The sequence below is a fragment of the Rhodococcus sp. NPDC057297 genome, assembly GCF_042667435.1.
GTDB lineage: Bacteria > Actinomycetota > Actinomycetes > Mycobacteriales > Mycobacteriaceae > Rhodococcoides.
This window is the reverse complement of the sequence record NZ_JBHUZE010000006.1, coordinates 282,763-305,217: the sequence shown is the minus strand read 5'-3', so window position 1 is coordinate 305,217 and position 22,455 is coordinate 282,763. Positions and strand designations below refer to the sequence as shown.

13 protein-coding genes are annotated in these 22,455 nt (G+C 65.2%); 2 read left to right on the top strand and 11 right to left on the bottom strand.

All coding sequences use genetic code 11. The features are described 5' to 3' along the window. Positions 1-453 precede the first annotated feature (453 nt). From ACFULT_RS19305 to ACFULT_RS19295, 3 genes are all read right to left on the bottom strand, one after another. On the bottom strand, positions 454-1,785 hold the full coding sequence (locus tag ACFULT_RS19305) for a hypothetical protein (protein WP_378482173.1): 1,332 nt from the start codon (positions 1,783-1,785) through the stop codon (positions 454-456). 69 nt (positions 1,786-1,854) lie between these two features. Beyond that, entirely contained in the window at positions 1,855-2,385 is a 531-nt protein-coding gene (locus tag ACFULT_RS19300; RefSeq protein ID WP_037110454.1) for an LpqN/LpqT family lipoprotein, read from the bottom strand. Next, entirely contained in the window at positions 2,382-3,224 is an 843-nt protein-coding gene (locus tag ACFULT_RS19295; RefSeq protein ID WP_241483780.1) for a Cof-type HAD-IIB family hydrolase, read from the bottom strand. Before ACFULT_RS19295 ends, ACFULT_RS19300 begins: the two co-directional genes overlap by 4 nt. A gap of 79 nt (positions 3,225-3,303) precedes the next feature. Between ACFULT_RS19295 and ACFULT_RS19290 the strand changes: the two genes are divergently transcribed. Further along, positions 3,304-4,179 carry an aldo/keto reductase gene (locus ACFULT_RS19290; protein WP_378482172.1) on the top strand — a complete coding sequence of 292 codons (876 nt, stop codon included), beginning with the start codon at positions 3,304-3,306 and terminating at the stop codon, positions 4,177-4,179. Here ACFULT_RS19290 and ACFULT_RS19285 read toward each other — a convergent pair. The 3 genes from ACFULT_RS19285 to ACFULT_RS19275 form a co-directional block, all read right to left on the bottom strand. Further along, positions 4,176-5,369 (bottom strand): metallophosphoesterase, encoded by a 1,194-nt coding sequence (locus ACFULT_RS19285; protein WP_378482171.1) that lies wholly within the window; start codon positions 5,367-5,369, stop codon positions 4,176-4,178. The two genes, ACFULT_RS19290 and ACFULT_RS19285, sit on opposite strands and share 4 nt — an antisense overlap. After that, positions 5,362-6,012 carry an NAD(P)-dependent oxidoreductase gene (locus tag ACFULT_RS19280; protein ID WP_052059277.1) on the bottom strand — a complete coding sequence of 217 codons (651 nt, stop codon included), beginning with the start codon at positions 6,010-6,012 and terminating at the stop codon, positions 5,362-5,364. Before ACFULT_RS19280 ends, ACFULT_RS19285 begins: the two co-directional genes overlap by 8 nt. Before the next feature lie 70 nt (positions 6,013-6,082). Next, entirely contained in the window at positions 6,083-10,729 is a 4,647-nt protein-coding gene (locus ACFULT_RS19275) for an AAA domain-containing protein (protein ID WP_378482178.1), read from the bottom strand. Positions 10,730-11,552: 823 nt separating this feature from the next. On the opposite strand from ACFULT_RS19275, the gene ACFULT_RS19270 reads away from it, so the two are divergent. Continuing rightward, a complete protein-coding gene (locus ACFULT_RS19270) occupies positions 11,553-17,021 on the top strand; it encodes a carboxyl transferase domain-containing protein (protein ID WP_094720950.1) in 5,469 nt (1,822 codons plus the stop codon). 146 nt (positions 17,022-17,167) lie between these two features. Here the strand turns inward: ACFULT_RS19270 and ACFULT_RS19265 are convergent, their stop codons facing one another. Genes ACFULT_RS19265 through ACFULT_RS19245 form a run of 5 tightly spaced genes read right to left on the bottom strand, consistent with a single transcriptional unit; the run spans position 17,168 to position 22,451 of the window. Continuing rightward, positions 17,168-18,388 (bottom strand): glycerate kinase, encoded by a 1,221-nt coding sequence (locus ACFULT_RS19265; protein ID WP_037110443.1) that lies wholly within the window; start codon positions 18,386-18,388, stop codon positions 17,168-17,170. 29 nt (positions 18,389-18,417) lie between these two features. Next, positions 18,418-19,917, bottom strand: a complete 1,500-nt coding sequence (locus ACFULT_RS19260; RefSeq protein ID WP_378482170.1) for an SLC13 family permease — start codon at positions 19,915-19,917, stop codon at positions 18,418-18,420. Beyond that, positions 19,914-20,573: a response regulator transcription factor gene (locus tag ACFULT_RS19255; protein WP_037110440.1), complete on the bottom strand. Its 660-nt coding sequence runs from the start codon at positions 20,571-20,573 to the stop codon at positions 19,914-19,916. Before ACFULT_RS19255 ends, ACFULT_RS19260 begins: the two co-directional genes overlap by 4 nt. Then, positions 20,570-22,048 (bottom strand): ATP-binding protein, encoded by a 1,479-nt coding sequence (locus ACFULT_RS19250; protein ID WP_094720947.1) that lies wholly within the window; start codon positions 22,046-22,048, stop codon positions 20,570-20,572. Before ACFULT_RS19250 ends, ACFULT_RS19255 begins: the two co-directional genes overlap by 4 nt. Positions 22,049-22,103: 55 nt before the next feature. Next, a complete protein-coding gene (locus tag ACFULT_RS19245) occupies positions 22,104-22,451 on the bottom strand; it encodes a hypothetical protein (RefSeq protein WP_378482169.1) in 348 nt (115 codons plus the stop codon). Between the last annotated feature and the right edge of the window lie 4 nt (positions 22,452-22,455).

The window sequence follows — 22,455 nt, the reverse complement described above, 5'->3', positions numbered from 1 at the left end:
CTCTCCGTAAAAGACTCTAGAAACAACAATCCGAAGATCGTGAATCAGTCAAATGACATCAAGTCCAAATCACTAGCAAAAAAACTCAACTAGCATTACAAAAAATCTTCTCACCCCAGACGGGAAGAATGAAGCAAGAAGATGCCACACCCACACCCCAAAAGGCATGAGCACCAAAAACATTCGGCACTGACATTCATCGACACACTGTTGAGTTCTCAAAGAACACGCACACACTCTCCACCCGCAGACTCACGCCTGCCAGCTTCAAGGGCAACTGTTCCAGCCTATCCCAGCTTGGTCTCGGAAGCAAACTCCGACTCTTGGGGGACAAACCAATCAAAAGCTACCGTACAACCTCGTTGTCTCCGGCCTCTCGGCTGGAGTCGGTGTCCGTGTCGCTCTGACTCGACAAAAGTTACGCGACGAGTCGCCGAACTCCAAATCGCCTGGTCAGGGGCGTCGGCTGGTCCGAAGCGCGTCCCGGGCGAACCGTCGAGCCCAGATCGGGGACTCCGCTCCCCCACCGCCTAGATAGAACAACGGCCCGTGTGCACCGATCAGATCCAGAAACGCAACGGTCGGGTGCGCGATCTTCTGCGCTTCGAATGCGCCGTGGTCTCCGGTCACCCAGTCGAGTGCACCCGTGACTTCGACGATCATCGCGTCCCGTTGGGCGGGGGAAGCAGAGGCGGCGAGCGCGATCAGGAAGAGCGTTCCGGCGTCCTGTTCGTGAGGTTGCTTTCCGAGAGGCAGCCGAGCTGCGCAGTGGTGCCAGAGCCCGACCGGGTCACCGACCAATGCGGTGCCGACTCTGGTTCGAACGAGCACCCCCTTGAACATGCGGACGAGACCCAGCGCCTTCGCGGCTTCCCTCAGGTCCGTTGCTTGGTGGTGGTCGGCTTCGAGGAGACTGTCGCCTACCCAGCCGATTCCCCAGTCCAGCTCGTCGCGCACGGCTTCCACTACACGGGGCGGCAAACTGCCGCCGGCCAGTGCGATGCCGGAGTCACCGACTTTTCGAAGTAGCCACATCATTTTCGTCATGGCGGTGTCAGCTACCGGCAGGTCGACGGAACTCTCGATGGTCAGCTCGCATCGAGGCAGTAGTTCCAGCAAACGAGGCTTCGGGACGGCGCCGCTTCGACTGAACAGCCTCGCAACCAGTGCCGATGCAGCTGCACTTTCAGTTTCCGCCGATCGGACCTCTCGGGCACCGCGCAGACGTTCGTTGATCTCTTCCACCGTCGGCGCACCAGATCTTCCCGGTAGGGCGTCCTCGTCGATCACCCCATGAGCCGGGCTCACGTTCTCCGCACCAAGGCAGGTGGGCCTCAGATCGTCTATGTCTGCGTCCACCTCCACGACCTGAACCGACAATCCGCGTAAGTCATCGAACCGGTAGTACGCACGATCGCCGGGGCGAGCGAGCACGGCATCGATGCGCACGTGATCGCCGGCTGCGTCACCCCCGGCGCGGCGGGTGGTCGGAACGAACGTCTCCGTTTCGGATTCGAGCCGGTAGTGCTCGTCGCGCCAGCCCATCGCGGCCTGGATCAGAGCATGCAGTTCAGGAAGCAACAGGTCCGAACGAAGCCTCAGACGTCGCCACACCGTCGGGACGTACGACAGAAGCTCGACGTGCAGCGTCAACTGCACGATCCCCGACACCCAGGCGGCGGGCACGTCGTGTACGGCTCGTGCGAATTCGAGTTCCCGACGCGGCTCGGTCGGGAGGTCCGGCACCAGCGTCAGGTGCCGTGCGCGTCCGGTGCGATTCGGCATGTGTCCGACTGTAGTGAACTGTGCGGTGGGTGTGCGTCGCACCGATCGGGTCCGATCAGAGCGGGTGGACTATCCCAAGTCGAACAGTCCGTCGTTGATCGCGGCGACGTCGAACGCGAGTTTCTCGGCTTGGCCGGCCAGGATGGTGACCGTCAACTGCACCAGATACTGCTCGTCGACACCGAGGACGGCGTACCGCGTCGTGACGTTCAACTCCAATTGCTCCGCGGCGAACGACCCAGCGAGGAACCGAGCCGGCCACGGCCCCAGGTCTTCGGCGCTTGCCGAGGTCTCGGACCATCCCGGCATCAGTCGAGCATCGGTGAAGCTGCAGTCGAGCAACGGACCGGAATCGACTGCCGTGGACAGCTTGCCGACAAGAAGTACGGCGTTCGGCGCGAAGCCGTTCTCCACGAACGAAGTCTCGACGAGCACGGCCGTCGCACCGGGGAACTGCTCGGCAGGTGCCGCCTCCCATCCGGCCGGGGTGTGCGCCACTACCCCGAGGGCGGCCGCAGCGTCGCGCCCGATCGGCGTCACCTGAATGCCGTTCGACGAAAGATACTGGGCGACAGTCAATTCACCGCTGTCGGAAGTCATGAAGGTGCTCCTTCTGTCGAATGTCCTGCACGGTCTACTGTCAGCTCTTCCAGGTACCGGGCCACACCGTCGTCGTCGTTGGAGTGAAGGATCCTGTCCGCGACCTCTTTGATCTCCGGCATCGCGTTCTCGGTGGTCAGAGCGGTTCCTGCCCATTCGAGCATCGGGACGTCGTTGAACGCGTCACCGACGGCTGCGACGTCGGTACGATCGATACCCAATTCCTCACACACCCGCGCCAGCGCGCTGGCCTTGGACACCCCTGTCGCCGACATCTCGATGTACGGTGCGCCGGAATGGGTCAGTTCGACGCCGTCGACCTCAGCGGCCAACACCGTTCGGTACAGCTCCACGCTGGGAAGATCAGGGTGACGAGCAACGATCTTGACCGTCGGCTCGGCCGACAGAACCGTCGCCTGGACATCCATCTCGTGGGGGTGCCGATGGTGGTCGGCGAATACGCACAGCGCGGCGTATCCGTGCTCGGCCACGAATCGAGTCGCACCGACCGTCGCGAAGACGACCCCCGGCACGACGTCACGGACCCTCGTCATCGCCCTCGCGACGGCAGTCGCGTCGATGGACGTCGTTCCGGAGATGACGGGTGTGCCGTCGGCGAGATCGAGAACAACGGCTCCGTTGGCGCCGATCGCCTTGCCCGTGAATCCGCAGGACTGGGCCAGCTCGTGGATGGAGTGCCTGGCCCGGGCCGACGCCCAGACAACTTCGATCCCGGCAGCGCGGGCGGCGGCCATCGCCGCTGCAGTTCGTGCCGAAACAGAACGCTCCGAATTCAACAAAGTCCCGTCGAGGTCTGTGGCAAGCAAACGAACCGTCACACCCACGATGATGCCAGCGCTCGCACCGGCCGCGGCAATGCGGGCATGGTGGGCGGCAGACGGCGCTAGCCTTGAACGCGTGAGCACTCCGAACCTGACCCTCAATTCCGGAACCACGATCCCCCAGCTCGGCCTGGGAGTCTGGCAGGCAGCCGACAGTGAGACCGAGCACGCTGTCCGGTACGCGCTCGACGAAGCCGGCTATCGCCACATCGACACCGCCGCGGCGTACGGCAACGAAGAAGCCGTCGGTCGAGGCATCTCGTCAGCCGGTGTCGCGCGTGAAGACATCTTCGTGACCACCAAGCTGTGGAACGCCGATCAGGGGTACGAGCCCGCGTTGGCAGCCTTCGACACCAGCCTGAGCAAACTCGGCCTCGAGTACGTCGACCTCTATCTCATCCACTGGCCCCTGCAGAACGACGATCGACTGCTTCGGACCTGGGAGGCGCTCGAGAAGATCGCAGAATCCGGCAAAGCGAAAGCAGTCGGAGTGTGCAACTTCGAGCCTCGCCACCTGCAGCTGCTGATCGACCGCGGCGGTCTGCTTCCCGCTGTCGATCAGGTCGAGTTACACCCCCATCTCACGCAGCAGGCGATCAAGGACACGGCCGCTCAGCACGGTATCGCCGTCGAGTCGTGGAGTCCGCTCGGTGGAACGAGCAACTCCGGATGGGGCAAAGCCTCCAAGCCCAACACCCTGCTCACCGACCCGGTCATCACGACCATCGGCGAGCGTCACGGCAAATCCGCAGCACAGGTGTTGATTCGCTGGCACCTGCAGAACGGACTGATCGTGATCCCGAAATCCGTTCACGACGAACGGATTTCACAGAACATCGATGTGTTCGACTTCGAGCTCACGCCAGAGGACCTCAGCGAGATCGCCACCTTGGACGACAACGTGCGCGTTGGAGCACACCCCGACGAGCTGAATCTCGGCGCGCCGGACTAGCCCGCAGTCCGAGCACGGAGAACCAGAACGGTGATCTCGCTCGGCGCGAACACCCGGAACGGCGGACCCCAGAAGCCGGTACCGGGCGAGGTGTAGAGCTGGGTCCGCTCACCGTGCGCACTGAGACCTCGCACGGTGGGCTGATCCAGCCGAACCAGGTACCGGAAAGGCCAGATCTGCCCACCGTGAGTGTGTCCGGACACCTGCAGATCGACTCCGCGCCTGACCGCGTCGTCGACCTGTTTGGGTTGGTGCGCCAGCAGGAAGACCGGCAACTGCGGGTCCGCCCCGTCCAACGCGCGATCCAGATCCGCGCCGTGCCCGTCCGTCCCCGAGCCGGACGCCGTCCGATCGTCGACGCCCGCGATCACCAGAGCACTGCTCCCGCAACCGATCTCGATGCGGTCGTTGTGCAGCGCTGTCCACCCGAGCAATTCCATGTGATCGAGCCAGGCCTGAGCCTCGCCGAAATATTCGTGATTTCCGGTTACGTACACCCGCCCGTACCGAGCACGAACGTGCCGTAACGGTTCCACCTGATGCCGGCGCGCGGCGACCGACCCGTCGGCCAGATCACCGATATGGCACGCGACGTCGGCGTCGAGCTGATTGATTCTCTCCACTACCTTCGCCGACCATGCGGCGCGGTCGATCGGACCGTAGTGGGTGTCGGTGATCATCACCACCCGCAACCCGTCGAGGTCCGCGCCGAGTCGCTCGAGGTGAACGTCCTTCTCGACGACACGGGGCACCTTCATCGCCTGGTAGTGCCCCCACACCAGCAGCGAAACCACGACGACCACGACCGCGCACGCGACAAGCCTGGAGCGGAAAGGATCCTCGATCCCCGCGACGGCCAACGCCGCGCCGAGAAGGTTGCCCAGAACACTCCACACGAACAGCACCCACACAGCGCCGAGCACCGTGTCGCCGACTCGCGCTGCACGGTCGTCCCCTCGCGCGTGCCCCAGGACCATCGCCGTGGGCAGAGCGATCCCAGCCAGGAGGATTCCGACACATCCCGCGAGCGAGACGGCCGCCGGCCAGTCCGTACCTGCAAAGAACAGCGTCCACAACGGAACTCCGAAGAGCAGCACCACGACCGACAGAACGAGAGACGACACCGTGAGCCGACGCACGAGCCGTGGCCTGGTCGATTCCGCTACCGGCCGCCCGGTCCGATCACCCACGCAACGCGTCGGCGATGGGGGTGTCACCGTTGTCGAATTCGATGAAGCGGCCGACGGTGGACTCGTCGTCCAATGCCGCTGCGATCGCTGCCGCGACGTCGTCGCGGGTCACGGACGCCCCCGTCGCACCGGCGTCACGCGTCGTGATGGAACCGGTACCTGGTTCCAGAGTCAGCGCACTCGGCCCGAGAATGGTCCACTCGAGCGACGTCGTCCGCAGGTACTCGTCGGCTGCGGCTTTGGCGTCCGCATACGCGTGGAACGAAGTGCCCGGATCCACGCCGTGGTCCGGCCCCGCACCGAAGTACGACACCATGACGTATCGCGACACACCCGCGCGGCCCGACGCGTCCATCGACCGAATGGCTGCATCGCGATCCACGGCGTAGGTGCGCTTCGGGTCTCCGCCGCCCGCACCTGCCGACCAGACGACTGCGTCGAAACCGTCGATCAGCGCAGCGATCTTCTCGACGTCGAGAGTCTCGATATCGGCGACGACCGGAGTGGCACCGGCATTCGCGACGTCGTTCACGTGTTCCGGATTACGGATGATCGCTCCGACCTCGTGCCCCCGTGCGACGAGCAACGGCGCCAAACGTAGTGCGATCTTGCCGTGGCCTCCGAAGATGGCAACTCTGGACATGAACACTCCCTCGAATGGAAACAGGTCGTGTTCCACGCTAACGCACAGCCACGACGCGCCAGTCCTGCCGCTACGACCGTCGGCGACCGTGAAATCCGTTGATCGGCAGTTCCACGTCGACGATGCCGTCGTCCTCGGAACTCGCGCCGCGGACATTCGCGGGCATCGTCCACACCTCGGTGACGGCTTCCGCCGGCACGTCCACGTCCTCGCGTGCTCGCCCGAGCCACCCGTTCCACGACGGATTCTCGTCCGCCGGCCGTGGAACACGACCGGGCAACGCCACCTCGGTGACGATGTCCTCCTTGCGGGGTTCGAGGTCCAGCGGTGTCCACTCCGCCGCCTGGATCGGGTCCGGGTCGGCGTGCACCGAATCGGGTTCGATGCCTCCCGCGGCGAGCGTCGACCACAGGCTGCTCATGGCAGCGTCGGGGTCGAGGTAGTACTCGGATTCGCGGACTCGCCAGAACGTCCAGCCGCATCGCTTCAGTTCCTGTTCGCGCTGGAGGTCGGCCCGAAGTCGCTCCGGACTGTCCAGAACCGTGTCACCGTCGCACTCGACCGCCAGTCGCGACGCCTGCCCGGTGACGACCAGATCTATCCGACGGTTGTTCACCTCGACTCCCGGAGTCACGTGGTAACCCCGATCGCGAAGTTCCACGAAGATTCGCTGCTCGAACAACGACGCGAAATCGGTGTGGCGTGATTCGGCGTCTACGCCGAGCGGCATCGGAACAACCGATGCAGGCGACACCGACGTCATGTACCCGAGCAAACTGTTGCGCAGGTCTGCGCGCTTGAGCCGGTCCACGGTGACCGAATGGAACAGCCACAGTTGGTCCTGCGCACGCGACGCCGCGACGTTGAACCGACGCTTGTACTGATTTGCCGTCAATGCGACGAACGGCTGACTCGGCGAGACGACCATGGACAGGAACACGACGCTGCGCTCGTCTCCCTGGAAGTCCGGCGGCGTGCCGACACGGAGTCGACGATCCTCCCACTGGTCGATGCCGATACGTTTGATGAGCTCGTTGCGGATCTCGTCGACCTGCGAACTCCCCTGCAGTACAACGACTCCGAATGTCTTGCCATGATACAAGGGATCGGCGAGACACTTCACGATCTGGCCGACGATGGCCAACGCTTCCACGCGGTTGACCAGCGTCGCGCCCTTGCCGACGACGGTGGCATCCGCCACGTACGTGTGCCGCAGCGGTGGAAGCCTGTCCGCCCCGAACTGCCGCACCGGGACGAGTGGGGAATCACCGTAGAACTGCTGACTCGACCAGTTGATGATCTCCGGCATCGATCTGAAGTGCTCCCGCAGCCTGACGACCTGGCCGAACCTCGTCCGCAGCATCGAGAACAGACTCGATCGCGGCGTCAGGGTTGCGCGAACGTGTTCCGGCAGATCGGGGAGGAAAACGTCCAACCTGGTGAAGACATCCTCGAGGGTCCCGGTCTGCGGAACATCTGCCGGCGCGCACTGACGGTCGTCACCGACGACGATGACCCGCGGAGCCAGGTACAGCAGGAACAGGCTGCTGATGTCCGCCTGGCTGGCCTCGTCGACGATGACCACGTCGAAGCTGTCCGCGACCGGCGGCACCGACGCGAGGACCTGTTGCAGCGGCATGACCCACGCCGGCACGGCACTCTGTGCGTCGCGCATAGCCGATCGCGCCGCACTTCGGTAGGTCTCCGCGTACTTCCCCGCACCGGAGCCGATTGCGGAGATGTGCTCCCGATAGGTCTGCAGGGCACGAACTTCCACCGCCGTCATCCGTTCGAGGCAATCACGCCACGCCATGGCCGCACCGAGCTTGGCGGTGAGAAAAGACAGATCCGCCTCGGCCGCGTTCAGCTCGGCGTCGAGACGGTGTTCGAGGCCCGAGTCGTGCTGTTCGGACACCCACTCGCGCGCCCGGCGCCACGCCCACGCCTTGGACATCTGCCAACTCAGCTCGTCCCATTCGGGGTCGGCCGCAGTCTCCACGACGAGCTCATGCAACGCTGGTGCGGTCTCGATCAGCCTCGCGGACAACGCATCCTGTTCGAGTTGATCCTTCTGCTCGGCGCAGGCCACGAGGTAGGAATCGCACGCGGCGGCAACCGCGTCGGCGTCGGCCGAACTGATCGCGGCCACCAGCGCGTTGCCTTCCGGAGACGGACCACTGTCGATCTGAACCGCAACGCCGTACAGCACCCGCTCCAACTCGGCGCGCGCGACGTCCGCATCGATACGAGTCGCGATGGCACCGGCGGAGCCCGCGAACTTCTGCGCGTCGTCGAGGGTTCGGATCCACGGAGCAGAAGGAGACACTGCATACAACCGCTCGACCAGTGCGTCACGTGCATGGAGAACACCCGACACGCGAACGAGTTTGCTGGCGACAAGTTGTAGATCGTTGACCTGGCGCGAACGGGATCCGTCCGTGGACACCGCGATTCCCAAGTCTGCCAACAGAACCGACGCGGTACGAACGATGTCGAGTGCACGGACGTGCTCGGCCACGAGACGCACGGTCGCGGCCGAGGCAGCAGCCGTCCCGTCCACCTCCGCCACGATGCCCAGCTGCTCGACGGCCTTCTGCTGCTCGCTCTTGCGGAATCTCCCCTTCCATTCCAAGCCCGATTCCAGTGCCACGGCAAAAGATTCGAGAGCTTGGAACGCAGCATTCGACGTCAGCGAACTGCGCACGTCGTGCGCGCCGACGAAACGGTCCGACTGCGCCGCGACGTCGACCGTCGACACTGTTCCGCTGACTCTCGACCACAGATGGGCGGCTTCTCCGGACAGTACCGAATCGGTCAACTGCCGGTACACGGCGTCGAGCTCTTGGACATCGCGGACACGTGCGTCGAGCTCCTCGCAGAGTCTGCGGATGTCGAACGCAGCCGCCGGATCGACCCCACCGAGGAATTCGACCAGCTGAGCGGATTGTTCGGACGTCGTCGGCGCCGTCGCGCTCGCACGCTCGCACAGGGCTCTCAGCTCGGCCGAGTTGGGCAGCATCGTCTCGAGCGCGGGAAGGGCCTGTCCAGTCCTGGCATCCCTGCCCTCGCGTGCGGTCGCGATCAAGCGGCGCAGCCGATCGACCTCGGTGCCGCTCAGTGGTGGACGCTCACCGAACAGGGGGCCCGGCAGCCACTCGTGGGCCCCCTCCAGCGAACTCACCTTGCGCACGACGGTCGCAGCTGTCCCCTCGAACCCGTCCGAGATGTACGGGTGTACAACGGTTTCCGCAGCTCGTACCTCGGCGACCGAATCCAACAATCCGTCGCGTCGGGCGAGAGCTTCGGCGCGACGCGCGACGAGGGAGTCGATCTTCTCGGCGTCGTCGATGTCGTTGTAGGCCGCTTTTCGATCCGCGATCCGTGCCACGCTGCGACTGAGCTCCTCGGAGCCGCCGCGCGACAGGTCGGTGATGGACACGCACAACTCCTGCAGATCAGGAGGAAGCTTGTCCCGCAGCACACGCAATGCTTGTGATTTCTCACTAGTGACCAGAACTCGCTGCCCACGCGCGAGCAGCGAGGACATCAGATTGGCGATCGTGTGCGTCTTCCCGGTTCCCGGTGGGCCCTCCACGACGACCCCACTGTCGCGTCCGAGACGATGCACGATCTGGGACTGCTCCGCGTTCGCCGGAAGCGGGAACATCGGGTCCTCGGCGATCTCGCGGGGGTCCGCCGCGCCCGACCGCTCCAGCCACGCCAACCGATCCGCCGGTTCGATGGGCTCGACCAGCTGGGCGAGACCGAGGGGTGCCGTCGCGCCGTCTCGTCCGAGCTCGGCGATCATCTGCTCGTAGTAGTCCAGCAGGGCGTAGGAGTCTCGTTTGCGCAGCACCACTGCCGGGGAGAGCGTCATCGTCGGCTTGTCCGCGACCCCGAACGTCGCAGGGCGGTCAAGCTCGGCCCGCACCTCCAGGTCGACGTCGAGCGTACGCCGAGCCCAATCCACCAGATACTCCCGAACCGACGGCGCGAGAGGAGACGATACCGACGACGCGAGCGTCTGCTGCAGCTCGACCGACCCCGAGACGTCGAATCGCGGGTGGGAAGCGAGCAACCTGGAATCCTCCAGGCGCGGTTGAGCGTGCGCGGCGAGCGTGACCAGCAGGTCCCCGGTGCGTACGTCCCTCTCGATGGTCGCCGACTGCGTCAGGACGTGAGTTCGGACCGCGGTCGAGGAATCCGTCGCGGCCAGACCGAGCAGACCGGACGCGACGACGACTTCGACCGATTCCGGCCGCGACGCGACTTCCTGCATCATCAGTTGCAGGGACTCGTACAAAGACGCCTGCGGCCTGACCTTGCGATCGTTCTCCGCCCAGACCCGCCACTTGGCCGAAAACGACGCGAATTCCTGGCGAATCTCGTACGCCCGGCGGATGTCGAAATCCGCATCGGTGTCGCTGTAGCCCGCCTCGGTGTCCTTCGATTCCTCCAGGTCGAGCGCGCGGTAACGGCTGTCGCCGATCATCGCCGGGTCGACGAGCCCACTCAGCAGAGCCGGCAGCTCGGGTGGCTCGGAGACGTCGACGCGTCCCGCTCGGAACACCACGCCGCCTGCGCCGGCGTTCCTGTCGAGCCGAAGCGCACCGGCCTCGCCGTCGATCCACTGAACCCGAAGGTGATCCTCGTAGTCCAACGTCGGCTCGGTACGTGCGGTGACGATCTCCCGCAGGAACTGCAGCAGCCGAAGCACTCGGCCTTCCACGTTCTGTCCATCGAGGCCTGTGTGACCGACGCCTGTATGACCGCGGCCTGGAACCGATGAAGTCGACACTGCCACTACCTCTGCACTCTTCGAAACGGCCGTCCTGGAACAGGTCGGATGCTTGCCCTGAGCCGTCAGAATAGTCTCCGAGACGGTAAAAGGTCATGGTCTCCGAACCTGTTGCCCGGTCTATCGTGCAACTTCACAACGCTCGTTGATCGACGTCAGCCACACTCACAGGTCCGCGAAGGACGACCGAGCCCCGCGACACGGTCTCGGGTGGGAGCTCCTGCACTCCTACCCGCTGGTAATGTACCGGCCGGTAACCGAAGGCATTTCGCAACGCGAAAGTCGGCCTCCGACAACGCTACTCGCCAGTATGCCGTCAAGTCTTCAGTGACAATTCATAGAGGAATTGCGAATAGATCGTGAAATCGCCTGCAGTGGTACAGGTTTGAACAACGCGATATCTGTCACATCGGCCGACTCGGAAGTTGACATCGCAATCGTGCTGTGAGCGGCTAGAATAAGTCGACATTCGGACAGGCCCATCCGATATCGACGGGCTACGAGTACAAGCCGTCGAGATCGGAGAATCGGGCGTGGTCGCCACCGCAAGGAGACATCGGCACCGCGTGACCGCACAACAGCACTGTTCGACCACTACGACAGCACTGTTCGACCACTACGACGATGCAGAATCCATGAATCGGCCCTGGCGCCGACCTGAGATCTGATAGAACCCGACGGGCTCGAAAAGTAGTGCCCGACGTCAGACAGACCGAGTTCACCCGAGACGAAGAGAGACACGTTGTTCAAGCGGATTGCAGTAGTCAACAGAGGCGAGGCGGCAGTACGCCTGATCAGGGCCGTCAAGGAACTCAATGCAGAGCACGACTACGGCATCCGGACGGTCGCGCTGCACACCGAAGCAGAGCGTCGGGCGATGTTCGTGCGCCAGGCCGACGAGGCCGTCACCCTGGGTAAGCCTGCGTCCGGTTCCGCCTACCTCGACTACGAGGTGCTCGAGGCCGCTCTCGTCGAGTCCGGCGCGGACGCGGTGTGGGTCGGATGGGGATTCGTCGCCGAGGACCCGGCGTTCGCCGACATCGTCGCTCGCTTGAACATCACCTTCATCGGTCCGTCGTCCAGCGCGATGCGCCTGCTCGGCGACAAGGTCGAAGCCAAGCTCCTCGCCGAGAAAGTCGGCGTCCCCGTGGCACCGTGGTCCGGCGGACCCGTCGAGACCCGCGCCGACGCTCGCCGTCACGCCCAGGCGATCGGCTACCCGCTGATCATCAAAGCCCGCTCCGGTGGTGGTGGCCGCGGTATTCGCAAGGTCTTCCACGAAGACGAACTCGAACTGGCACTCGAACGCACCCAAGGTGAAGCAGAACGTTCCTTCGGTGACCCGGTCGTGTTCATCGAACGTCTCGTCACCGACGCCCGCCACGTCGAGGTCCAGGTCATCGCCGACAACCACGGCAACGTCTGGGCTCCGGGTGTGCGCGACTGCTCGATCCAGCGCCGCAACCAGAAGGTCATCGAAGAGTCCAGCTCTCCGCTGCTGACGAAGGAACAGTCCGACCACCTGCGGTCCGTGTCCGCCGAACTCGTCCGCGCAGCCGAATACGCAGGCGCAGGCACGGTCGAGTACCTGTACCAGCCCGAGCAGAAGATCTTCACGTTCCTCGAGGTCAACACTCGACTGCAGGTCGAGCACCCGATCACCGAGTACACAACCGGTATCGACCTCGTGAAGCTTCAGATCCTCGTCGCCGGCGGCCATCGACTGGAAGGTGACTGCCCTTCCGAGTTCGGGCACGCCGTCGAGGCACGCCTGAACGCCGAGGACGCCGACAACGGCTTCGCACCGGCACCCGGCAGCGTCGAACTGCTCAAGTTCCCGCTCGGCACCGGCATCCGCGTCGACACCGGTATCGCACAGGGCGACGTCATTCCGCCGGACTACGACTCCATGGTCGCCAAGGTCATCGCCTGGGGCCGCGATCGCAGCGAGGCCTTCGCCCGCCTGCGCAACGCGCTGCGCGAGACCACCGTCGTCATCGACGGCGGCACCACCACCAAATCGTTCCTGCTCGGCCTGCTCGACAAGGAAGAGGTCATCACCGCGTCCGCCGACACCGGCTGGCTCGACCGCACCGACGCAGGCACCCCCGCAGGCCCGACGGCAAAAGCCGACATCGCGATCATCGCCGCGGCCATCGACGCATACGACGCCGAGGAAGCACACGAACGTGCGTCGTTCCTCACCTCCGCCCGCGGCGGACGCCCCCGCGCCAGCCACACCGTCGGCCGTACCGTGGAACTGAGCTACCAGGGTCAGGCCTACAAGCTGACCGTCGGCCAGACCGGACCGCACAGCTACCGCGTCGACGGTGACAGCGGTGACCTGCAGGTCGACGTCGAACGCCTCGGCGCATACGAGAGCCGGCTCGTCCTCGGTGGCCGCCGATACTCCGTCGTGACCGTCGCGCAGGCCGCGCACTTCCTCGTCGAGGTCGACGGCATCAGCCACCAGATCAGCCAGGACGAAGCCGGCCTGGTCCGCGCCCCCGCACCTGCCGTCGTCGTCGCCGTCCCCGTCGCCGTCGGTGACGATGTGGAGGCAGGGCAGACCCTCGTCGTACTCGAATCCATGAAGATGGAAACCGCGGTCCGCTCCCCCTACGCAGGCAAGGTCCGCGAGGTACTCGCCTCGGTCAACGGCCAGGTCGATTCCGGCGCCGCGTTGCTGCGTGTCGACCAGGCCGGCGAGCAGAAGGCCGCCAGCCAGACGGCACGGGTGGAGTTCCGCACGGTCGATCTCGCTTCCGGTGCATCGGCAAGCTGCCAGGCCCTGGGCGTGCTCGAGGAACTGTCCGCTCTGATCACCGGATTCGACGTCAGCGCATCGCGTGCGCGCACCTTGCTGACCGAGTACGAGACCCTGCGTGCCGACGTTCCCCGCGACGACCGCAGCGTCGTCGACGCAGAGCTGGTTCTGCTCAACACCTTCGCCGACATCTGCGAGCTCTCCCGTAATCGTCCGACGATGGACGAGGAGAACACCGACGAGCGTGTCCATTCCCCGCGTGAGCACTTCCACTCGTTCCTCGGCTCGCTCGACGCCGACGTCCAAGGGCTACCGGATGCGTTCCGCAGCAAGCTCTCTCGTGCACTTCGGCACTACGACGCAGGCGATCTGGAACGCGGCCCCGAGCTCGAAGAGGCCGTCTACCGCGTCTTTCTCGCACTCCAGCGCATCGAGAACCAGGTTCCCGTCGTCGCTGCGTTGCTGGACCACTGGCTGACCGACTCCGCTGCCCAGCAAGCAAGCGAATCGGCGATCGGCGACGTGCTCGAGCGACTCATCGTCGCCACCCAGGCCCGCTACCCGGTCATCGGCGACGTCGCCCGCAACCTGCGGTTCCGGTTGTTCGACGCCCCGCAGATCGCACGTGCACGCGATCAGGTCTACGACGGAGTTCGCGGCAGCCTGCAGTACCTCGCCGAGAACCCCGACGCCCACGACTACGCCGCACGGATCGACGCGTTGGTCTCGACGCCGGAACCACTGATCGACCTCCTCGCATCCCGCATCGAGAACCCGGGCGCACTGCTCGAGGTCATCACCAGGCAGTTCTACGAGATTCGAACGTTGGAGGACGTCAAGGCGTTCGACCGTGAAGGCAAGCACTTCGTCACCGGCAACTTCGAACTCGCCGGTGAGCGTCTCCACTTGGTCTCCACCGCAACGTCGTTCGCGGAGCTCCGCGCGACTCTCGACGCCATCGACGACATCGCAGGCCCCACCCCCGAGCACCTCGCCGTCGACCTCTACCTCTCCTGGCCCGACGCTCCCGCCGACGGCGACGAGATCTCGTCGACCATTCACGCCGTGCTGTCCGAGCATCCCCGCACACGTGGATGGCGCCGCATCACCATCACCGTCTGCGGCGACGACGTTCGCAACGTGACGTTCCGCCGTCCCAACGTCGACGGCTCCGAACCGCTCGCCGAGGACATCGTCATTCGCGACATGCACCCGCTCACCGGGCAGCGACTTGATCTGTGGCGCCTGAAGAACTTCGACGGCAAGCGTCTGCCTGCCACGCCGGGGACGTACCTCTTCCAGCTCAAGGCGAAGGAGAATCCGTCCGACGAGCGCCTCATGGCCCTCGCCGAAATCCGCGGCGTCACCACCCAACTCGACGAGAACGGCGAAGTCGTCGCCGTCCCCGAAATCGAGCGCACCGTAGCGGCCTGCCTCGACGGCATCCGTCGATTCCAGGCACAGCGAGGAAAGAAGCGCCTCGACGCCAACCGCGTCACCCTCTACGTCTGGCCGGTGCTCGACGTACCCGAGGACCGGCTGGCGACCATCGCGCGGCACATCGCGCCGTCGACCATCGGCGCAGGCCTGGAAGAGATCACGCTGATCGCACGCCTCAAGGACGGCGTCAACTCCGTCCCCCGCGACGTCGCGATCCGCTTCTCCTACCGCTCCGGCGCAGGCATCGTCGCCAAGGTCACCGACAAGCCGACCGAGCCGCTGCGCCCGATCGACGAGTACACCCAGAAGGTTCAGCGTTCGCAGGCACGCGGCACCGTGTACCCGTACGAGCTGATCCCGCTGCTGACCGAAGCAGGCGGAACGTTCACCGAGTACGACTTCGACGAAGCAGGCACATTCGGCGCCGTCGACCGTCCGTACGGCAAGAACAAGGCGGGCATCATCGCCGGCGTCGTCACCACGCCGAGCGAGCGCTACCCCGAGGGCATCACCCGCGTCGCCCTGTTCGGTGACCCGACCAAGGCACTGGGAACCGTCGCCGAAGCGGAATGCTCCCGCATCGTCGCCGCCATCGACCTGGCCGAGGAAATCGGCGCACCCGTCGAATGGTTCGCACTGTCCTCCGGCGCCACCATCTCGATGGCGACCGGAACCGAGAACATGGACTGGGTCTCGCGCGGCCTGCGCCGCATCATCACGTTCACCCAGGGCGGCGGCGAGATCAACATCGTCGTCGCAGGCATCAACGTCGGGGCCCAGCCGTACTGGAACGCCGAAGCGACCATGCTCGCCCACACCAAGGGCATCCTCGTGATGACCCCGGACAGCGCCATGGTGCTCACCGGCAAGCAGTCCCTCGACTACTCCGGTGGTGTCTCCGCCGAAGACAACTTCGGCATCGGTGGCTACGACCGCGTCATGGGACCGAACGGCCAGGCTCAGTACTGGGCACCGAACCTGCGTGCCGCCGTGGAAGTTCTGTTCGCGCACTACGACCACGCATACGCGCTGCCCGGCGAACGCTTCCCACGCCGCGCCGTGACGGCCGACCCGACCGACCGCGACGTGCGCAGCTACCCGCACGTGCACCCGTCGAGCGACTTCACCACCGTCGGCGACATCTTCTCCAGCGCCACCAACCCGGACCGCAAGAAGCCGTTCGACATCCGCACCGTCATGCGTGCCGTCGTCGACCAGGACCACTCGGTCCTCGAGCGCTGGGCCGACATGGCCGACGCCGACACCTCCGTCGTCTTCGATGCACACCTCGCCGGAATCCCCGTCTCGGTCATCGGCATCGAATCCCGGGCCATCCCCCGTAAGGGCTGGTTCCCCGCCGACGGGCCGGACCAGTGGACGTCGGGCACATTGTTCCCGAGCTCGTCCAAGAAGACCGCACGAGCTATCAACGCGGCCAGCGGATCACGCCCGATCGTCGTGTTGGCCAACCTGTCCGGCTTCGACGGCTCACCCGAGTCGCTGCGCAACATCCAGCTCGAGTACGGTGCCGAAATCGGAAGGGCCATCGTCAACTTCGACGGACCCATCGTGTTCTGTGTCGTCTCCCGCTACCACGGTGGCGCATTCGTGGTGTTCTCCGGAGCACTCAACGACAACATGGAAGTCCTGGCAGTCGAAGGCTCCTTCGCCTCCGTCCTCGGTGGTGCACCCGCAGCAGCCGTCGTCTTCACCCGCGACGTCAACGCCCGCACCGCAGCCGACGACGCGGTGAAGGAACTCGAAGCCCGGCTCACCGCAGCCGACACCGACGCCGAACGCGCACACCTACGCGTCGAACTGGCCTCGACCAAGGCCGACGTCCGCAACGCCAAACTCGGCGAAGTCGCGCAGGAATTCGAAGCGATCCACAACATCCAGCGTGCACAGCAAGTCGGATCCGTGGACCACATCGTCCCCGCCGCCGAACTGCGACCACAAATCATCGCAGCCATCGAACGAGGCATCGCCCGCGCACAGGCATAACCTCCAACCGCTGCACCCCCTGACCAACGGTCAGGGGGCGCAGTCGTGTCCGGGCTGCCCTTCTTTTTCCGGACCGAACGTGACGTTCAGTCACTTGGAGTGACCGAACGGTTCATTCGGTCCCACCCAAAGGGGGTGCGCGGTGGCTAAGCGGCACCCTTGCGTCGTCTACTGCCCGACCGTGCGGAGACTGCGCCGCCGAGGAGAATCATCCGCATCGTTCGCTCCGCTGCATCGGTGAGCAGGGACTCACCGTTGGCGACAGCTTCGGCCAGGGGCATGGGGACCGTGATGATCGATGCGATGGCAGCGATACCAACGTCGTGGACAGCCGGCGCACCCTGTCCCAGCGATCCTGCCAGCGCGATGAGAGGTACGCCGAGTCGTTGGCAGCGTCGCGCCACTTCGGCGGGGACTTTGCCTTTCGGAGTCTGGAAGTCGATCGACCCTTCGGCGGTGATCACCAGGTCGGCCTTGCGAATGCGGCGATCGAGGTCGATTCCGGACAGTCCCGAGTCGAGAAGAGCGTCGAATCGGGACCGGAGGGTGGCTCCCACACCCGCTGCGAGACCCGCGCCCAGCCCGCCTGATGCTCCTGTGCCGAGGCCGGCCCGGATGTCGCCGTCGTGGACTCCGTCGCGTTCGAGGACGTCTGCCCAGTTGTCGAGCGCCTCGGACAAGTGCTCCACCTGCGTCGGCGAGGCGCCCTTCTGCGGACCGAACACACGTGCCACCCCGCCCGGTCCGCACAAGATGTTGTGCGGGTTGCAGGCCAACACCACTTCCACATCGGCGAGCCGCGGATGCAGTCCACTCCTGTCGATCGACACAGCTCGCTTCAGTTCGTTTCCCCCGTAACCGATCTCGATGCCCTCGGCGTCGAGGATCCGGGCACCGAGCGCCTGCAGGGCTCCAGCCCCACCGTCGCACGTTCCGGAATCCCCACAGCCGACGAGAATCTGCTCGGCACCGGCGTCGAGCGCGGCCGCGATGAGCTGCCCGACGCCGTACGTCGTCGTCGACCCTGGATCACGCATGTCGGCCGGCACGAGCGAAAGCCCGGCTGCCGAGGCCATTTCGACGACTGCGACGCCGGTCGCGGAGCCGCCGAGTGTCGCCCAGTGCGCGGTCACCGTCTGTCCGACGGGTCCCGTCACCACCGCATCGTGCAATTGGCCTCGCGTCGCGGCGGCCAGAGTGCGTGCAGTGCCTTCCCCGCCGTCGGCGATCGGCGCAGTGTCGACGCGCACCCCGGGCAAGACGCGCCGCACACCTGCGGCGATCGCGGTCGCCACCGACTCCGCGCACAGGCTTTCCTTGAAACCACTGGGAGCGACGAGAATTCTCTGCGGGACGCGATTGGACATGGGGGTTCTCCTCTTGGGACGTGGAACGATCAGGAATGCAGGGACAGCCCGAGTACGGGCCAGACCCACAACGAGCAGGCAAGGATCAGCGCCACCGACACCGGCGCCAAGGCAGCGGACATACGAAGCAGATGTGATCCGGAGTAGCCGGGGACGGTGTCCGAGGCCGCGAACATCGCAACAGGCTTGGCGGAGCTGGTGAGAGTCAGACAGAATCCGGCCGCGGCGGTCGACGCGAATGCCGCGGCAGCAGGATCGATTCCGAAGGCAGGTGCAGTGGCGATCACGATGGGGACGAGCACCGCGGACCGAGCCGATCGCGATTGGATCACCAAGTGGGACACCAGTGAGACCAGAACGACGACCACCACGAACGACGTTGCCGCCGAATCGCCCATTCCGCGAACCGGGCCGAACGCAAGGTCGGCGAACCACTGGGCAGCACCGCTGGTGGTCAGGGCGACACCGAGACACAGCGTCGCCGCCATGAAGAGCAACAGCGACCACGGAATGGTCTTGAGCGCGGCAGGCAGTGTGGTGGCACCCAGCCGCGGAGCCGCCGCCAGCAGCGCTCCGATCATCGCCACGATCGCCGGGTCGATGCCATGGAGCGGTTCACTCGACCACAGCACGATCACGGCGCCGAGCAACGCGACGAGTCGACGCTGCGGCCGGGTGAGGGGTGCAGCCGAACTCACACCGAATGCGTTCTTGCTCAGCGTGATCGGCTGCGCGCGCTCGGATCGATCGGTGAAAAGCGACAGAGCGATCTCGGCCGCGATATGAGACCACACGATCGCCAGTGGAAGACCCAGGAGAATCCACTGCAGAAACCCGATCCCCGAGCCCGTGGCGGTCCTCAGGATCTCGCTGGTGATCAAATGAGCTCCTGCGCCGAGCAGCGAGCCGACGGCCGAGAACAGGATCACCGACGGGAACACGACAGCCAGGGCCAGAACCAGTTTCGGTCGGTGTCGCAGGACAGCGGCCAACGCCAGGAACACCGGGAGTGCGAGAGCAGCCCGACCCGACGTCGCCGGAATCGCATACGTGGTGACGAGCAGAACGATGGTCACGAGGTGGACGAGCTGACGCGGAGTGTGAGCCGCGGACAACACCCGAGCGGCGACCCACGACGCCAAGCCGCTCGCCGTGACCGCAGCGGCGATGACGAAAGAACCGACCAACAGCCAGATCACGGTGTCGCCCAGCGTGCCGGTGAACGTCTCGGCGTCGACCGGACCGGTCAGGACGAGAGTGAGTGCCGCGCCGAGAGCGACGTACGTGTCGTCGACCGGCGCGAAGATCCACATCCACACAGCGACGAGGAAGACCAGCACCGTGACCGTTCCGTCGAACGAGAGGTCTCCCGCCACACCGGCGAACACCACACGAACACAGAGCAGGAAGACGACGGCACCGCTGAGCGCAACGGGCAGCGTCGGCGCGGGGATCCGCAATTTCGGACGACTGGGCCCGGTACGACCGAGCTTGGTGGGCGGTGTTGTCGCGAAACGTGTCTCGGTCATCGCAATCGATATCCCATGCCGCGCACTGTCTCCACGCGCTCGGCACCGATCTTCGAGCGCAGCGCCCGAACGTAGACGTCGACGACGTTGGACGCAGGATCGAAATCGTAACCCCACACCTGACCCAGAATTTGCTCTCGTGAGAGCACCTGATCGGCGTGCCTGAGAAAGACCTCGAGCAGCGCGAACTCGCGTGCCGTCAGATCGACCACCCGCTCACCGATCTGCGCTCGGCGAGAACGTAGGTCCAAGCTCAGATCACGCAGCACCAGCGACGACTCTGCACCGATCGACACGTCGTCCTGCAATCTCAAGCGCACGCGTGCAAGCAATTCCGCGAACTGGAACGGCTTGGTCATGTAGTCGTTCGCGCCGCCTTCGAGGCCGGCGACGGTGTCTCGGACGCTGTCACGGGCCGTCAGGACCACCACCGGAGTGCTCACGCCCTCACCCCGCAGTTGACGAAGAACCGTGAACCCGTCCATCGACGGGAGCCCGATGTCCAGCACCACCATGTCGAACCCGCCCTCGCGTGCCATCATGAGCGCCGTTTCACCGTCGGCGACATGCTCGGTGCTGTATCCCGCGGCGCGCAGGCCCTTTCCGACGAACGACGCGATGTGCACGTCGTCCTCGGCAATGAGTATGCGGCTCATGAAATCTCCTTCGTGGCGGTGTCGTCGTACGGTTCGTCCGACATGACGGTGTGTCCCGGGCTCGGCAGATCGAGGCCGAAGGTCGCGCCTTCGCCGTGCACACTGCGCACCCAGGCGGACCCGCCGTGCGCGTCGGCGATGGCTCTGACGATGGCCAATCCGAGTCCCGCGCCGGAGCGCTGCTGCGGCGTCGTCCGATCGGCCGGAGACCCTCGCTGAAATCGTTCGAAGATCAGCGGCGCGTCCTCGGGCCGGACCCCGGGGCCGTCGTCGGTGATCCACAACGAGAAGACCCTGCCGTCACCGTCGCCGTCGAAACGCGACCCCAGCCGGATTCGAGACCCGACCGCCGTATGTCCCACTGCATTGGCGGCCATCTGCACCATCGCCTGCGTCACACGCTCCGCGTCGAGACTGCACGTTCCCTCCGCGACCTCCATCAGCAGCCAGTGCCGATCGCCGATCGTCTGCACTTTCGACTCGATGTCGAGGACCAACTGCGCGACGTCGACGGTCTTGCGGACGACGAAGTCCGGTTGTTCCGCCTTGGCCAGCATGAGCAGATCGCTGACGATCCGGCCCATTCGTCCGAGCTCGCTGTCCACCAACGCCAACGTCTTGCGTCGCTCCTCGGGATCGTCGGACATGAGCTCGAGATGCCCACGGACGATCGTGATGGGGGTCCGCAGTTCGTGGCCGGCGTCGTCGACGAACTGACGTTGTGTCGTGTAGGCGCTTTCGAGCCGATCCAGCATCGCGTTGAACGTCTCGGCGAGGTCGGCGATGTCGTCGCGACCGTGCACCGGCACCCGCGCGGTCAGATCCGTCTCACCGATCTCCGCGGCAACGGTACGCACTGTGCGAACCGGTGCAAGGATGCGGCCTGCCACCAGATACGCGACACCTGCCGTCAACGTCAGTCCGACGATTCCGACGAGAGCCATGGTCTGCATCGTGCGGTTGACGAGGGCGCGTCCGGATTCGGTGAACACAGCAACGAACAACGTTCCGCCCGTCCCGGCTACATCGTCGACATCGACTCGTCCCCAGCGCATCTGACCCGACACCGTCTCGACGACGCCTGCAGGCTGCGCCGAGTCGATCGACGTACGAACCAGACCTGGATCCTGCATCAACGCCTCAGGGACATCCCCACGAGGTTGTCCGACGACGTCGTTGCCGACGACACCGATCATGACCTCACCGAGACTGGGCGACTGCCGCGCCAGATAGACCTCGAGCAACCGCTCGACGGACACGAACGGGCGCGTCGTCGTCGGGTCGACGCCTTCCGCGGCGAACGTCCTGAACTCGTCGGCCTCCTGAACGATGTCGTCGTTGGCTCGCACGTCGACGTCACGCAGAAGCAGATTACGAGCCGTGACCAGAACGACGACCAGAAGCAGAAGCGTCGTCAACATGATCCAGGCCGTGATCTTCCAGCGAGCCGGAAGGGAGGATCCGCGCCTGGTCACTGCAGTCGAATTGGGAGCAGTCGAATTGGGAGCTGTCGAGTCTGGAGCTGTCGAATCAGTCGTCATCGTCGTCCCCACCGTCGTCGCCGTCGTCGTCCCAGTCGTCGTCGTACGGAATCACCGGTGCCTGAGGAGCCGGCGCAGGCGCCTGGGGCGCAGGTGCGGGAGCAGGAGCTGGGGCAGGCGGCGGTGGCGGCGGCAGCTCGGTCGGCGGCTGCGGGGCCGGTTGGGTCGCCGTCGGCTGGGTCGCGGTCGGCTGGGTCGCAGTCGGTACGACGCTCACCACCACCGGCGCCGGATCCAACTCCGGATCAGGGGCGCGGGTGAGGAGAAAACTTGCCGCCAAGACGAACGCGACGGCTGCGAGTATCGCGCCGACGGCGAGCGGTCGGGAGGAGTGCATAGGT